General features: G+C 62.2%; 13 protein-coding genes. 10 read left to right on the top strand and 3 right to left on the bottom strand.

Annotated elements, in window-relative coordinates:
- Positions 1-7: 7 nt before the first annotated feature.
- The 4 genes from secF (at position 8) to HYP802_RS0115445 (ending at position 4,852) form a co-directional block, all read left to right on the top strand.
- Complete coding sequence (gene secF, locus HYP802_RS0115460; RefSeq protein ID WP_013948291.1) at positions 8-982, top strand: protein translocase subunit SecF; 975 nt, start codon at positions 8-10, stop codon at positions 980-982.
- Positions 983-1,006: 24 nt separating this feature from the next.
- A complete protein-coding gene (locus HYP802_RS0115455) occupies positions 1,007-1,384 on the top strand; it encodes an Mth938-like domain-containing protein (RefSeq protein ID WP_013948290.1) in 378 nt (125 codons plus the stop codon).
- 83 nt (positions 1,385-1,467) lie between these two features.
- Entirely contained in the window at positions 1,468-2,301 is an 834-nt protein-coding gene (locus HYP802_RS0115450) for a squalene/phytoene synthase family protein (protein ID WP_013948289.1), read from the top strand.
- A gap of 19 nt (positions 2,302-2,320) precedes the next feature.
- A complete protein-coding gene (locus HYP802_RS0115445) occupies positions 2,321-4,852 on the top strand; it encodes a hypothetical protein (RefSeq protein ID WP_013948288.1) in 2,532 nt (843 codons plus the stop codon).
- Positions 4,853-4,918: 66 nt separating this feature from the next.
- On the opposite strand, the gene trmFO is transcribed toward HYP802_RS0115445, so the two are convergent.
- Positions 4,919-6,352, bottom strand: coding sequence for a methylenetetrahydrofolate--tRNA-(uracil(54)-C(5))-methyltransferase (FADH(2)-oxidizing) TrmFO (gene trmFO / locus HYP802_RS0115440; protein ID WP_024276094.1), 1,434 nt, complete (start codon positions 6,350-6,352; stop codon positions 4,919-4,921).
- A 121-nt stretch (positions 6,353-6,473) separates the two neighbouring features.
- On the bottom strand, positions 6,474-7,838 hold the full coding sequence (locus HYP802_RS0115435) for an Nramp family divalent metal transporter (protein WP_024276093.1): 1,365 nt from the start codon (positions 7,836-7,838) through the stop codon (positions 6,474-6,476).
- 250 nt (positions 7,839-8,088) lie between these two features.
- Between HYP802_RS0115435 and HYP802_RS0115430 the strand changes: the two genes are divergently transcribed.
- From HYP802_RS0115430 to HYP802_RS0115415, 4 genes are all read left to right on the top strand, one after another.
- Entirely contained in the window at positions 8,089-9,183 is a 1,095-nt protein-coding gene (locus HYP802_RS0115430) for a DUF2157 domain-containing protein (RefSeq protein WP_024276092.1), read from the top strand.
- Entirely contained in the window at positions 9,180-9,767 is a 588-nt protein-coding gene (locus tag HYP802_RS0115425) for a GDYXXLXY domain-containing protein (RefSeq protein WP_024276091.1), read from the top strand. Before HYP802_RS0115430 ends, HYP802_RS0115425 begins: the two co-directional genes overlap by 4 nt.
- Before the next feature lie 67 nt (positions 9,768-9,834).
- A complete protein-coding gene (locus HYP802_RS0115420; protein WP_024276090.1) occupies positions 9,835-10,182 on the top strand; it encodes a RidA family protein in 348 nt (115 codons plus the stop codon).
- Between the two features lie 208 nt (positions 10,183-10,390).
- Positions 10,391-10,744 (top strand): hypothetical protein, encoded by a 354-nt coding sequence (locus HYP802_RS0115415; RefSeq protein WP_024276089.1) that lies wholly within the window; start codon positions 10,391-10,393, stop codon positions 10,742-10,744.
- 77 nt (positions 10,745-10,821) lie between these two features.
- On the opposite strand, the gene HYP802_RS0115410 is transcribed toward HYP802_RS0115415, so the two are convergent.
- Positions 10,822-11,703 carry a DUF937 domain-containing protein gene (locus tag HYP802_RS0115410; protein WP_024276088.1) on the bottom strand — a complete coding sequence of 294 codons (882 nt, stop codon included), beginning with the start codon at positions 11,701-11,703 and terminating at the stop codon, positions 10,822-10,824.
- A 280-nt stretch (positions 11,704-11,983) separates the two neighbouring features.
- On the opposite strand from HYP802_RS0115410, the gene HYP802_RS22445 reads away from it, so the two are divergent.
- Both HYP802_RS22445 and HYP802_RS0115400 read left to right on the top strand, forming a co-directional pair.
- Positions 11,984-12,451: a hypothetical protein gene (locus HYP802_RS22445; RefSeq protein WP_035575835.1), complete on the top strand. Its 468-nt coding sequence runs from the start codon at positions 11,984-11,986 to the stop codon at positions 12,449-12,451.
- A gap of 280 nt (positions 12,452-12,731) precedes the next feature.
- Positions 12,732-14,891 carry a sodium-translocating pyrophosphatase gene (locus tag HYP802_RS0115400; protein ID WP_013948279.1) on the top strand — a complete coding sequence of 720 codons (2,160 nt, stop codon included), beginning with the start codon at positions 12,732-12,734 and terminating at the stop codon, positions 14,889-14,891.
- Positions 14,892-14,905 lie beyond the last annotated feature (14 nt).

The raw sequence follows: 14,905 nt of genomic DNA, 5'->3' as shown, positions 1-14,905 counted from the left end.
GCCTTCCGTGTTGATGAAACTCATTCCCGTCTTCAAGGGCGTCGACTTCTTCCCGCACGACCTTCGCTTGCCCTTCATGAAGTTCAAGGGCCCGGCGCTCGCGGCGTCGATCATCGCCATGCTGATCTCCCTTGCGCTCTGCATGACGCTTGGCTTGAACTATGGCGTGGACTTCAAGGGCGGCTCTCTTGTCGAGCTGAAGACGAAATCCGGAAAAGCCGATATCAGCGCACTGCGCGAGAAGCTTAACGGCCTCGGCCTCGGTAACGTGCAGATTCAGGAGTTCGGTACACCTGACGACGTTCTTGTCCGCCTGGAAGAGCAGCCCGGCGGCGAAGCCGCGCAGCAGGAAGCCCTGAAAAAGGTGACTGCGGCGACGGATGCCGACTACGTGCAGAGGCGTGTCGAAGTCGTCGGTCCCGCCGTTTCGAGCGAACTGCGCATGACCGGCTTCATCGCCGTTGCAGCAGGCATTCTCGCTATCGTCGCTTATGTCTGGTTCCGGTTCGAATGGCAGTTCGCGCTCGGCGCCGTGGTCGCGTTGACGCACGACGTGCTGGTCACGGCGGGCATATTTTCGCTGTTCCGGTTCGAATTCGATCTGTCGACGGTGGCCGCGCTTCTGACCATTCTCGGCTATTCGGTGAACGACACCGTCGTCGTCTCAGACCGCATCCGCGAAAACCTGCGCAAGTTTAAGAAGATGGAGCTCAACGAGCTTCTGAATCTCTCGATCAACGAGACGCTGTCGCGCACGATCCTGACGGGTGCCACTGCGGTCGCAGTGTTGCTTTCCCTCTATATCTTCGGCGGCGAGGTAATCCGCAGCTTCAACCTTGCGATGCTCTTGGGCGTCGTGATTGGCACCTATTCGTCGATCTTCATCGCCGCGCCGCTGTTGGGCTACCTCGGCGTCAAGCGCGACTGGAGCGATGCTGCCGCAAAGGCGATGGCTACGACGAAGTCGAAGGCCAAGGCTTAAGGTCGAAAGCAGGGCGGCGCCGTCATGACTCGCGACGTCGCCCGCTATCCCTACGAGACGCCGATAACGGCGTACGGCAACGGCGGCTTTCGGTTCGCCGATATGAGCCATCGTGGCTCAGTCCTGTGTCTGCCGTCGGGTGTCTGGGCATGGCCTGCGACAAGCGTCGATGCGCTGACCGACGGCGATATTGCATTCCTTCTGAACCTCGTCGAACCGCCGATCACCGTGCTGTTCGGCACGGGCGAAAAGCAACTCTGGCCCAAACCGGAAATCTACGAAGCGTTCGCCAAGGCGGGCATCGGCCTCGAGCCGATGTCGACAGGGGCAGCGGCCCGCACCTACAACATTCTGATCGCCGAAAAACGCCCGATCGCAGCAGCCCTGATCGCCGTTCCCTGAGACGTCTCCATCATCCGGCCGCGCAGAGATTGAGTCAGGATGCTATTTACGTCCCGTAGTTTCCATCGAGCGAAAGCCACAGCGTGACCGACGCCGTAGCAACGACAGCATCCTTCGACACGGTGCGCACGAGCGCCCGCACCCACGCGCCCGACCGCTTCTATGCGGCGCTTTTTGCGCCTGCTGCCGCCCGCGATGACTTGATCGCGCTCGCAGCCTTCACCGGCGAAATCGAGCGCATCTCGCGTCAGGTGAGCGAAGCCATGCTCGGCGAAATCCGTGTTGCGTGGTGGCGCGACGCCTTTCTTAGCCGCGGCGAAAGCGGCCGTTCCGGCAATCCCGTTCTCGACGCCTTCGCCGAGGTCATCCGCCGCCGCTCCCTGTCGCTGGGGCGGATCGAGAGCTATCTGGAGGCCCATGCAGATGCGCTCTACGCGGAGCAACCGGCGTCCGACGAGGATCTCATCGCCCGCCTACGCATCATCGACGGCACGCCGTTTTTACTCGCGGGCGCGATCCTTGGCGTTGACCTTGACGAGGCGCTCGTTGATGCCGCCGCCCGCGCGTCGGGCTTTGCACGGCTCGGGATTGAACTGCCCTATGCACTGATGCACGGCCGCGCGCCCCTGCCGATGCCCAGATCGCCGAACCCTTATGATCAAAAAGAGGTGACCGACTGGCGGCCGCAAATCGCCTGGATGGCGGCAGAAGGCAGGCGTGGACTCGCCAACGTGCGGCGTCATCTCACGGGCAAACCAAGGCTATTTACGACCGCCCTTTTGCCGCTTGCCCTCGTCGAGCCCTATTTTCGCGCTTTGCAAAAGCCTCGGCATGAGCCGGCGCGCGAAATCGTGGACGTCGCGCCGATGGCTCGATTGTGGCGTATCGCACGCGCGCAGTGGTCCGGCCGCATTTGACGGCCGACGAAGAGGGCTGATGGCATCGATGTTGAAACGGGGGCTGCGAGCGATCGCAGCGGGGCTGTTCCTTCCGCTGGCTTGCGTCATTGCAGGACTTGCAATGCCGAGCCGCGCCGAGGCTGCACCTACGATTACGTGGCGTATCGAAAACCCGTTCCGCTTTTTCATCGACCCGAACGACACCAACGCCCATCGCGAGACCTACCGCTCATTAGGCCCGCGCGAAAAAACGACGCCGATCCTCTCGGAAGAGCATTCCCTTCAGCGAGACGATCGCGACGGCTGGGCCGCGTCGATGTTCGACAAGACCTGCTGGAGCAACAATCGCTTCAAGTGCAAAGCCTACGACGATTACATCAATCCGACTCATCATGCCGTCATCGCCAAAATTTCCGGCATCGATAGCCCGTCGATGCTGTCGTGCACATGGCTGTCGGCGCCTCGCGGCGATACCAAGAATCCGCGCGGGGATGCCATCACGCAGCCGTGCAGCGAGCCCGCGCGCTTCGTAGTGCCGTATCCGGGCGGCGCAATGGTGACTGTCCAAATCGGCGGCCGTCAGATCGCGCAGATCGACATCAAGGTGCGGGACATCCTGATCGCCGGCATGGGCGACAGCTTTGCATCGGGCGAGGGCAATCCCGATATGCCGGTGCGTTTCTCACGCGAACGCACGGCCGATTACAGCACGCTCGGCATGTACGCCAGCTTGACGGGCTATCCTGCTCGTATCGGGCCGTGGAAAGAGTTGGGCGACGCCGCCTTCATCAAGGAAAATGCCCGCTGGCTCGATCAGGCCTGCCACCGCTCGCTTTATTCCGAGCAGCTTCGCACGTCGCTTCAGCTCGCCATCGAAGACCCGCATCGCGCCGTCACCTTCGTCGGCGTCTCTTGTGCCGGCGCCGAGATCACGGACGGCCTTTTCTTGCGTTACAAGGGCAACGAATGGGTGCCCAACCCGCCACGCTATTCGCAGCTTTCAGCCGTCGCCGAAGCGCAATGCGGAAAGAGCAAAACCCAGTTGGTCAAGCTCACCGAAGCCTACGACCAGAACGGCGCGGTGCCGGATCTGCAGGATCTGATCATGCATCAGTGTCCACAGGATTCCGCCCGCAAGATCGACCTCGTATTGCTCTCCATAGGCGGCAACGACATCGGCTTCTCTCGCATTCTCGCGAACACGGTGCTCTCGAACGAGTCCCTGCTGCGCGAGCTTGGCGGCTGGCTCGGTGAAATTCATAGCGACGCCGAAATCTCGACCGCGCTTCAGAACCTCGGACCGCGCTATAAGGCGCTCAATCGCGCCATCCACGCGCTGCTCTACGTGCCGTGGGAGGAAAGCGATCGCATTTTGCTCGTCGCATATCCGGGCCTCGCGCTGCAAGGCGACGGTAGTCAGATCTGCGCCAGCGGCAATGCCGGCATGGACGTCGTGCCTGATTTTCAGCTCGATCGGACGAGGTTGAAGCTCGCGATGTGGTTCGCCGACAAGCTCAATCGTCAGATGCGGGATAGCGCACAAGAGTTCGGCTGGACCTACGTCGAAGCGCATCGCCGCGAATTCATTGGCCGCAGCATCTGCGCGGGCCTCAGCGTCGAAGGCGTGAGCGAAGTCGACGATCTGCGCCTTCCGCGCAAGCTAGATGGCATGTGGACGCCCTACAACCCGGCTGACTATCGGCCCTATGCCGCCCGGCAGCGCTGGTTCCGCACACCGAACGATGCCTTCATGACTGGTAACTTCCACGCCGCCGCCGGCTTCCTGACGAACTATCTGAAGATCGAACCGTTCGCGCCGTTCCAGGCGATCCTTGCATCGACGTATTCAGGCGCCTTCCATCCGACTGCGGAAGGACAGGCTGCCATCGCCGACGCTGTGGCGGACAAGGCGAGGGCCATTCTCGCGAAATACGGCGACGGTCCTGACGCTGCGACGGCAACGGGCTATACCGTGCCGCCGCCAGTAGTCGCCGCACCGCCTGTCGCCGAGCCGAACGTCGAGATCCCGGACGTCAAATCGGTCCTGTCGAAAAGTCCTGCTGGCAGCGGAGGCGCGGTCACTGGTGCAATTCCGCCGGGCACGGCTGCACCCGCGCCGTTCGACGACAACGACATCGGCGCACCCGATCCCGAGGATACGCCGAAACCGATGGAAACGATTGGCGTGACATCCGGGCCGCCGGGCAGCGAGCCGCCTCCCGCGACCACTCCGAGCATCGGCACGCCAAGCATCACCGTACCGAGCACCGCCGCCGCGACGCCCGCCGAAGTGCCTGGCCAGGCCATCGAATTGCGACGCTCCGCCATTCCGGCTCCGGCGGCACCAACGGCTGCGCCGCCGAATGCACCCGCTCCTGTCGCAACGACGGCGACGCCCGCGGCCGGTGCGCTGCCACCTGTTGCTGCGCCTGCCGCGGCCCAAGCTCCCGCTGTCTCGCAATCGCCGCCGGCTGCTGTCGAAAGCAAGCCGCTTGCGCCGCCCGCTCCGTCAGCGCCCGCCGCCGATGATGAGTTCGCGCCCAAGCCGTTCGCGCCGGCAGGCCAATAGTAGCCGCCAATTCCCCCCTTGCGGGGAGGGGGCAGGGTGGGGGTCGCCTCGATAAGGAAGACGGATTTACGCCGACTTTTTCACGGCCGCATCGTCGCCGAGCCACAGAGCGAGATCGGCTAGCGCCCGTCGCGACATGAGCCGCTTCTTCTCGCGTCCGCGCTCAGGACCTTTGAGCTTCTGTCCGCTTTTATCGTGTGTCGGATTGGCGTCGAGATCCGGCAGCAGGCCGTAGTTGATGTTCATCGGCTGGAATGAGCGCGCCGCGCCACGCTCGCCGTCGTCAACGCTAAGATGGCCGCCCGTGATGTGATCGAGCAGCGCCCCAAGCGCCGTCGTCGGAGGCGGCGCAGCAGCGGCAACGCCGACCGCATCGGCTGCCGCGAACCGCCCAGCGAGCAGGCCGATGGCAGCGCTCTCGATATAACCTTCGACGCCCGTAACCTGTCCCGCAAAGCGCAGCCGCTGCATCGCCTTGAGACGCAGTGAGCGGTCGAGCAGCTTCGGCGAATTGAGATACGTATTGCGATGCAGCCCGCCGAGCCGTGCAAACTCGGCATTCTCCAGTCCGGGGATCATCCGGAAGATGCGCACCTGTTCGGCGTGCTTCAGCTTGGTCTGGAAGCCGACCATATTCCACAGCGTGCCGAGCGCATTATCTTGCCGAAGCTGTACGACGGCATACGGCCAACGCCCGGTGCGCGGATCATCGAGCCCGACCGGCTTCATCGGCCCATAGCGCAGCGTATCGCGTCCGCGCTCGGCCATCACTTCGACGGGCAGGCAGCCATCGAAGTAGGGGGTCGAAGCCTCCCACTCTTTAAAGACCGTTTTTTCGCCCGCCAGCAGGGCATCGACGAAGGCGTTGTATTCGTCCTTCGACATCGGACAGTTGAGATAGTCGGCGCCCGTGCCCGCCGGTCCCGCCTTGTCGTAGCGTGACTGGAACCACGCAATCGACGTGTCGATGGAATCGCGATGAATGACCGGCGCGATGGCATCGAAGAAGGCAAGCGAGTCTTCGCCGGTCAGCTTGCCGAGTGCGGTGCTGAGTGACGGCGACGTCAGCGGACCCGTGGCGATGACGACGTTTTCCCAATCATCAGGCGGCAACCCTTCGATCTCACCGCGTTCGATGGTGACGAGCGGATTGGCCGAAAGCCTTGCCGTGACTTCCGCGGAAAATGCATCACGATCGACAGCCAGCGCGCCACCGGCAGGCAGCTTGTGTATGTCCGCTGCCGCCATGATGAGCGAGCCCGCGCGGCGGAGCTCTTCATGTAAAAGTCCGACGGCATTGTTTTCCCAGTCGTCCGACCGGAATGAGTTCGAGCAGACGAGTTCGGCGAAGCCATCCGTTTTGTGGGCTTCGGTCGAGCGCACGGGCCGCATCTCGTGCAGCACGACAGGCGTGCCCGTCGCTGCGATCTGATGGGCGGCTTCCGATCCGGCAAGCCCGGCGCCAATGACGTGAACAACAGATGAGCGAACGGTCTGCACGGCGATCCTTCGGACGTCGAATGAGGATGGGTTCGTCGGCCGAGGGGGCAGGGTAGCCCGGCATCGTCAGCCTGACGCGCCTTCTTACGCGTGGCCGCGGCGCAAGGCAAATCACGCGCAATTAGCCCACGAAATAGTCGTAAACCAGCTTCGCGTTAAGAATGACGATGGTGGCCGCAATCACGACGGCAACGGCCGTCAGCCAGCGCGGCGCAACGAGGTTGCCGAGCTTGCCGCGGCTCGCCGTGAATTGCACGAGCGGGATCACGGCAAACGGCAGCTGCAGGCTTAGGACGACCTGTGTCAGGATTAGCAGTTTACCCGTCTCCGCTTCTCCATAGAGCAGCGTCACGCCCGCGGCCGGAAGCAGTGCAACGGATCGTGTAATCAACCGGCGCACCCAGGGCGCCAGCCTGATGTGCAGAAAGCCTTCCATTACCGTCTGTCCGGCAAGCGTTGCCGTGACGGTGGAATTCAAACCGCAGCAGAGCAGCGCGATGCCAAACAGCGTCGGCGCGATGGCCGAGCCGAGGAGGGGATGCAGCAGTGATTGCGCTTCGCTGAGTTCGACCACATTCGTCTTGCCGGCCGTATAGAACGCCGCGGCCGCGAGGATCAGGATCGAGGCATTGATGAGCAGCGCGAGACACAGTGCCAGCGTCGAGTCGATCGTCGCAAACTTGAGGGCTTCATGCTTCTGCTCCGACGTCGTGCCGTAGTCGCGCGTCTGAACGATCGCGGAATGCAGATAGAGATTATGCGGCATCACCGTTGCACCGATGATGCCGAGCGCGAGATAGAGCATCTCGGGGTTTTTCAAAATTTCCGTCGTCGGCGCAAAGCCGCGGATCACGGCGCCCCATTCGGGATCGGCCATGGCGATCTGCACCGCAAAGCAGATGGCGATAACGCCCAGCATCGTGATGATGAAGGCTTCGAGATAGCGAAAGCCGAGCCGCTGCAACAACAGTACGACGAAAACGTCGAGCGCCGTCAGCAGCACGCCGATTTCGAGCGGTATGCCGAACAGCAGGTTGAGGCCGATGGCTGTACCAATGACTTCCGCTACGTCGGTTGCGATAATGGCGATTTCTGCGAACAGCCATAGCGGATAAGCCGCCCACTGCGGATAGCCATCGCGGCAGGCCTGCGCGAGATCGCGCCCCGAGCCGATTGCAAGGCGCGCGCACAACGACTGCAAAACAATCGCCATGATGTTCGAAAGCAGCGCAACGAAAAGCAGGGCATAGCCGAATTTCGAGCCGCCCGCGATCGAAGTCGCCCAATTGCCCGGATCCATGTACCCGACGGCGACCATGTAGCCGGGGCCAAAAAACGCCGCGAGGCGCCGCCAGCTGGTGTTGTGGTCCGAAACACGGACAGTGCGAAAAACATCGGATAAGGATGGATCTTTAGCCGGACTGCGCCATGTTCCCTGATCGGGACGTTCGGATGCTGTCGATGTCGGTTCTGCGCGGGCGTCCACGATCCATCCTGCCATTGTCGCAAATGACAATCATTTGCAACTAGAGTGGTCGAGAAGTGTGGCCCCGTCAAGGCCTGCACAACTCCCCATCCTGTGACAAATTTGAAAATAAGAGCGAAATTGCGGATAATTGCAGCGAGCGTCACGCAACGACCGGCAACCACGAGACTGCCGCACTCTGGTCAACGGATTGTCGGCGTGCTCTTCAATCTCATAGCTAAAACATATGTCGCTCCGGTGAAGAGACGAAATGTGGTCCCCTTACAAAAGACGCCTTCTCCGCGATCTTGATCGTTGGCAGTCGAACGGCTGGCTGAGCACCGAAGGGCGCGCGGCGATCGCTGCGGATGTCGAGAACGATGCGCACGCCTTCAATCTGGCGTCGGCGCTTGGAATTCTGGCGAGCGTCCTGTTCGGCTTTGCGGCGCTGTCGTTTGTGGCGGCTCACTGGGAGGACGTTCCCCGCCTGGCGCGCCTCGCGCTGCTGCTGGCGTCGATCTGGGCGGGCTATGGCCTCGCCGGTTGGTTCAGCAGGCGCGGACAACCCTACCTGGCAGACGCGCTCGTTCTGTTTTCCGCCGGTATGTTTGGCGCCAGCATCATGCTTGTCAGCCAGATGTACCACATCGCCGGCGACCCGTTGGATGGCCTTCTGCTGTGGTGGATCGGAACGCTCGTATCGGGCGTCGCGCTGCGCTCCAATCCGACGCTGGCCCTGACGATGATCCTCGTCTGCGTCTGGTCGTCGATGCATGTTACGGCAAGCGGCGACGTGCACTGGCCGTTTTTGATCGGCTGGGGCTTGGTGACGATGGCGTTCGTTTGGCAGCGCTGGTGGCCGGGGCTACATCTGTCTGCTCTGACGCTGACGGTCTTCATCGTGTCGCTCGGCTACCTGATCGGACACGGGCATTCGCACGATCTCGTCGCCATCATCGGCGTGCTGGCAGCGCTAGGTTTCGTCGGCCTCGAAAAGAGCAGGCCCGATCTCGGACACATCGCAGCGCCCTTATTCGTCTATGCGATTGCCATCACCTTCGCCGGGCTGTTCGCACTGCAATTTTTTGAAAGTCCATCGGTCGGGCGGCTTATCGTGCTCGCGATTATCACGCTCGTGCTGCTGATCGCCGCCATTTCGCATGCGCTATCGACGGGCAATCGCGGTGCGCTTTGGCTCGGATACATCGCGTTCTCAATTGAAATTCTGGCGCTCTACGGCCAGACAGTGGGCTCAATCCTCGGCACCTCGCTCTTCTTCTTGATTGCGGCCCTGATCGTCGCGGCGCTTGCGTATGCAGCACTCCGCTTGGCCCGCAGAAGCACGACCGGAGGCCTGCCAGCATGATCGCCACCGGCAAATGGATGTGGCCGCTTCTCGGCGGCGTCGCACTTCTTCAATCGGCGGCGCTCTTCAACATGATCCACGAGCGCGACCGGCTTTTGAAGTCGGGCCGCGAGGTGACCTTGGCGGTTCAGCCGCTCGACCCCCGCGATATCTTCCGCGGCGATTACGTGACGCTCGGCTACGATATCAGCCGGATCAAGACGTCAAGCACCGCAAGCGATCCCGAGTTTGCGGGCTTCGTGACGGGTGGCGACGCCTTCGTGACGCTGTCGCCAAAGCCGGAGGGCGGATGGCTCGTAACCCACGTCGGCAGCGTCTATCCCTCGAAAGTGACGGCGGGAGACGTGGTGCTCAAGGGCACGGTGCAATCGGCCTGGACGACGCAAAACCCCGCCGAGACCAACGCCAGCGTCCGTTACGGGATCGAGCAGTACTTCGTGCCCGAAGGTACGGGCATCGATCTGGAAAAGAAGGTCCGAGACCACAAAATCGAGGCAATCGTCTCAGTCGGCACCGACGGCACCGCGGCACTCAAAGGTCTCGTCATCGACGGCGAGCGGCACGAAGACCCACCGCTGCTTTGAGGCTTCTGGCCGGAGCGGGCGCCTGCTATGAGGCGCCGGCAATCCATCCGCATACAGGAGACCTCAAGTGACCGTTACCCGCTACGAAACCTCCCCCGTCTATTCGAAGGTCACGGAGGCCAACGGCTTTGTCTTTACCGCTGGCGTCATCCCGACCGACCTGTCCAAGGACGTCGAAGGCCAAACCGCCGAAGTTCTGGCCGAAATTGACCGCCTGCTGGCGCTTGCCGGTACCGGCAAGGCGAAGATCGTGCAGGCGACTGTCTGGCTCAGCGACATCCGTAGCCGCGACGGCATGAACAAGGCCTGGAGCGCATGGCTCGGCGGCGAAGGCGCTCCGGCGCGCGCTTGCGTCGAGGCCAAGGTCATCGACCCGCGCATGCTCGTTGAAATCTCGGTCGTCGCCGTGAAGTAAAAGACACCCAAACTCGGGCGCAGAATTAGAGCTTGTCCAAATTGCGAAACGCGTTGGCGAGTTAGGACAAGAAAGCTGTGCCCGGATTGCCTCTCTCCTCCAATTTCTTTTCTCTCCCTTCGACAAAGCTTTCTGAACGGCTGTTGAATCTGCGAAATAGCCGGAATGGGGGAACTAGCCCTCCATTAGTCTTCGGAGACGGGAACAGATGAATCGGTTCGGATGGGTGAAGCCGGCGCTCGCCGCCGCTGCAGTTGTGGCCTGCGCAGTTCCTGCGCTCGCGGATGAGACGGGATTAGCCGCAATTCACGCGCAGCAGCGCGAACGTGGCAACAAGACATGCTTCGTTGATCACTACCACTACGGTTCAAGCTCGGGCAGGGCCACGAAAAAGGCGGCAATCGCTTCCGCGATCAAGTCGTGGGCCGATTTCACCGATTTCGAATACGGTTCCGACTGGGCGCATTGGGGGTTGGCATCGAGCAAGACCGTACAATGCTCAGGTGAAGGGTCGAGCTGGGGCTGCGATGTCAACGCTCGCCCGTGCCGCAAGGGCCGCTAACACTTCTGCATTTCGCGAAACTATCAAAGGGCCGGCCTTCAGGGCGGCCCTTTGCATGTATGGGGTCGCTCCCTGCGTTAGCGCCGACTGGGTGCGCCCGCCAAAAACCGGCGGACCAGCGAGACGATCCAGCGAACAAGAAACAGCTTGATCATCGTCCCGACGACGCCGCTGTTTGAGCCGAGCAGATTGCCCAGGATCGACCGGATGACGGTCTCCAGCGAGCCGCCGTCCGGGCCCGGCACGCGCTCGCCCCCGCGCCGGACGATATCGGGCAATCGGCTATACGGATTATCGTCCTGACCCGGTTGGGGGTAGCGATTGCGACGTCCCACGCCCGGTATCGTATCGCCAGGTACCGGCAGCGGATTGCCCGCATCGATCGGCCCGCGTGAGGCGCCGGATGCCGGTCCGCTTGGCAGATCATCGGAAGAGGATTTGGAACTCGCCCCCCTAGGCGGGAAAATATCTCCGGGTAGCGGCAAGGGGCTGCCGCCTGCACCGCCTAATCCCGGAAGACTTCCCGCGACCTTGGCGATCGCCGGACCCGATTGCCGCTGCAATTCGCCGACCATCAAATTGGCGACCACCGGCAGCAACTTCTGGACCATTATCGGATCGAGCCCGGTCACCCGCGCCGTGCGCTGGGCGATGCCTCGGCTCACATGTTTGCTACCGATAAGCACGTCGAGGATGTCATCACCATCCGCCGCGACGCCCGAGGTGGCAAGCACATCAGGACGCGTAAGCGCCCGCTGCGCTGCCGGAGCCGTCACCAGCGACACGACATCGGCCACCCCGCCGCGGGACAGCATGGCGCGCTGGATCCGAGCGCTGAGCTCATCGGTAAGCAGCTGTACAGCCTCGGCCGCCTTTTGTTCGTCGATACCGAAAGCTGAGGCAACATTTGAGATGAGCTGCTGTCCCTCGGCACTTCGCAGACTGTTTTCGATCGTCACGCCCCGCCTCCGGTCGCTAAAGCGAATATCGAGCTTAACTATCACGGCTCGCGTTGGCTGACAGCAGGCGCAGAAAGACCGTGCGACGCACAACGAAAATGCGATCAGACATTCATCGGCTGTTCACAACAAACGGAACTTAATCCTCCTCAGGTCTAGACAATTGCGATGTGTCTGTGAGGTTCGTGAAACGTGCGCGAACTCACGAGCGTTTGAAGTTCGCCGGCCCTGGGTCGATCCCATAGCCGTCCGAGGGCGACTGTCCCTTATGGAGAGACCAATGCGAAAACTTGTCATGAGTTTATCCGTTCTCGCCGGACTCTTTTTTGCGGGAACACTTCCGGCTTCTGCCAACGCTGCAGCCGGCTTGACGGCCATGCATGTCGACAAGGCCTCAAGCGTTGTCACCAAGACGGGCTGGCGTCGTGGCGGTTGGGGCCATCGTGGCTGGGGGTGGCATCGCGGCTGGCGCCGAGGCTGGGGTTGGCGCGGCGGCTGGGGCTGGCGTCGTCGCTGGTGGGGACCCGGCTACTACGGATACGGCTGGCCCTATTATTACGGTGGCTACTACCCGAGCTATTATTACGGCGGCCCGTATTATGGCTATCGCCGCTGGTATGGGCCCGGCTGGCGCTATCGCCATTGGCGTGGCGGCTACTGGGGTCATCGAGGCTACTGGCGCGGCGGGCGCTGGGGCCATCGCGGATGGCGCGGCGGCTGGGGCCACCGTGGTCATTGGCGCCGCTGATTCGTTAGCGTCTGCTGCTAGCGCCTGAACAGGCGAACGTTCGAATGCGGCTCGCGCGGGTCTCCCGTCCGGGCCGCTTCTTTTTGGGACGGGAGTACGCCTCGCACGAGTTGCAACCCTGCGACACTTTTGGCATGGTCCGCCGACCAAAACCGATACTGCAACAATCACAGAATAAAGAGTCGGGGCGGAAAAGCTGTTTCGGCAGCACCTGGAAGCACCGGCGATAGGGGCCCGATCAAAACGGGCCTCATAGGAAGCGTGCCAAAAGGGACCACTCATGACCAACATACTTTGGGCGATCATCGCCTGCGGGGCGTTGTCGATCCTCTACGCTGTCATCACTGCGAATGCGGTGTTAAGTGCCGACCAGGGCACCGCCCGTATGCAGGAGATCGCAGCCGCCGTTCGTGAAGGCGCGCAGGCCTATCTCAGCCGGCAATATCGCACGATCGCGATCGTCGGCGTCGTCATCTTCATTCTCGCGTGGCTGCTGCTCGGACCTCTCCAGGCCGTAGGCTTTCTGATTGGTGCAGTTCTTTCCGGCGCCGCCGGATTCATCGGCATGAACGTTTCCGTTCGCGCCAATGTCCGCACAGCCCAGGCGGCGACGATCTCGCTGGGCAAGGGCCTCGACATCGCTTTCAAGGCCGGTGCCATCACCGGCCTTTTGGTTGCGGGCTTGGCGCTGCTCGGCGTCGCCGTCTACTACACGGTGCTGACAGTCGGCCTCGGCAAGGAAGCGGGCAGCCGTGAGGTTGTCGATGCGCTGGTGTCGCTCGGCTTCGGTGCGTCTCTCATCTCGATCTTCGCGCGTCTCGGCGGCGGTATCTTCACGAAGGGCGCTGACGTCGGCGGCGATCTTGTCGGCAAGGTCGAAGCCGGCATTCCCGAAGACGATCCGCGCAACCCTGCAACGATCGCCGATAACGTCGGCGACAACGTCGGCGACTGCGCCGGTATGGCGGCCGACCTGTTCGAAACCTACGCCGTGACGGTCGTCGCAACGATGGTGCTCGCCGCGATCTTCTTCGCAGGCCAGCCGAACCTTGCGGCGCTCATCACGTATCCGCTCGCGATCTGCGCCGCCTGCATCGTCACGTCGATCGTCGGTACGTATTTCGTAAAGCTCGGCAGCAACGGCTCGATCATGGGCGCACTCTATCGCGGCGTCATCGCTTCCGCGGTGCTGTCGATCCTCGGTCTTTACGTTGCCACACAATACGTTCTCGGCGGTTTCGGAGAAGTCGGCACCGCAGCTGGCCAGACCATCACCGGCGGCAACTTGTTCCTGTGCGGTATCGTCGGACTGGTGCTGACAGGCCTGATCGTCTGGATTACCGAATATTATACCGGCATCGGCTATCGCCCGGTGCGCTCGATCAGCCAGGCGTCGGTGACGGGCCACGGCACGAACGTCATCCAGGGGCTGGCGGTTTCGCTTGAAGCCTGCGCCCTGCCTACGCTTGCGATCGTCGCCGCGATCATTGCTACCTACCAGCTCGGCGGCCTGTTCGGCACCGCCATCGCCACGACGACGATGCTCGGTCTCGCGGGCATGATCGTCGCGCTCGACGCCTTCGGCCCGGTGACGGACAACGCGGGCGGCATCGCTGAAATGGCCGGATTGCCGAAGGAAGTCCGTCGCTCGACCGATGCGCTCGACGCGGTCGGCAACACCACAAAAGCCGTCACCAAGGGTTATGCCATCGGTTCGGCTGGTCTCGGCGCCCTCGTGCTCTTCGCGGCCTATAACTACGATCTGCATCACTTCATTGATGAAGCGAACAAGGCAGGCGCCACGGGCTATCAGTTCTTCAAGGGCGTCGAAGTCAACTTCGGCCTTGAAAATCCCTACGTCGTTGCCGGTCTGCTTCTCGGCGGCCTCATTCCGTATCTGTTCGGCGGTCTCGCCATGACGGCCGTCGGCCGCGCAGCGGGATCGATCGTCGAAGAGGTGCGCCGCCAGTTCAAGGCCGATCCAGGCATCATGAAAGGTACGTCGAAGCCCGACTATGCGCGAGCGGTCGATCTGCTGACGCGTGCCGCGATCAAGGAAATGATCGTGCCGTCGTTGCTGCCGGTGCTGTCGCCGATCGTGCTGTTCTTCGTCGTCAATGCCATCGCAGGCAAGGGTGCTGCCTTCTCCGCGGTCGGCGCGATGCTGCTCGGTGTGATCGTCACGGGCATCTTCGTCGCAATCTCGATGACATCGGGCGGCGGCGCATGGGACAACGCCAAGAAGAGCTTCGAAGACGGCTTTGTCGATAAGGACGGCGTCAAGCATATGAAGGGTTCGGAGGCCCATAAGGCGTCCGTTACCGGCGACACCGTCGGCGATCCTTACAAGGACACGGCCGGTCCCGCTGTGAACCCGGCGATCAAGATCACGAACATCGTTGCGCTGCTGCTGCTTGCCGTGCTCGCACACATGGCGTGACGATCACAGACGGA

The sequence above is a fragment of the Hyphomicrobium sp. 802 genome (assembly GCF_000526135.1).
Taxonomy (GTDB): domain Bacteria; phylum Pseudomonadota; class Alphaproteobacteria; order Rhizobiales; family Hyphomicrobiaceae; genus Hyphomicrobium_B.
Note: the sequence above shows the minus strand (reverse complement) of the source record. Positions and strands in the feature narration are given on the sequence as shown.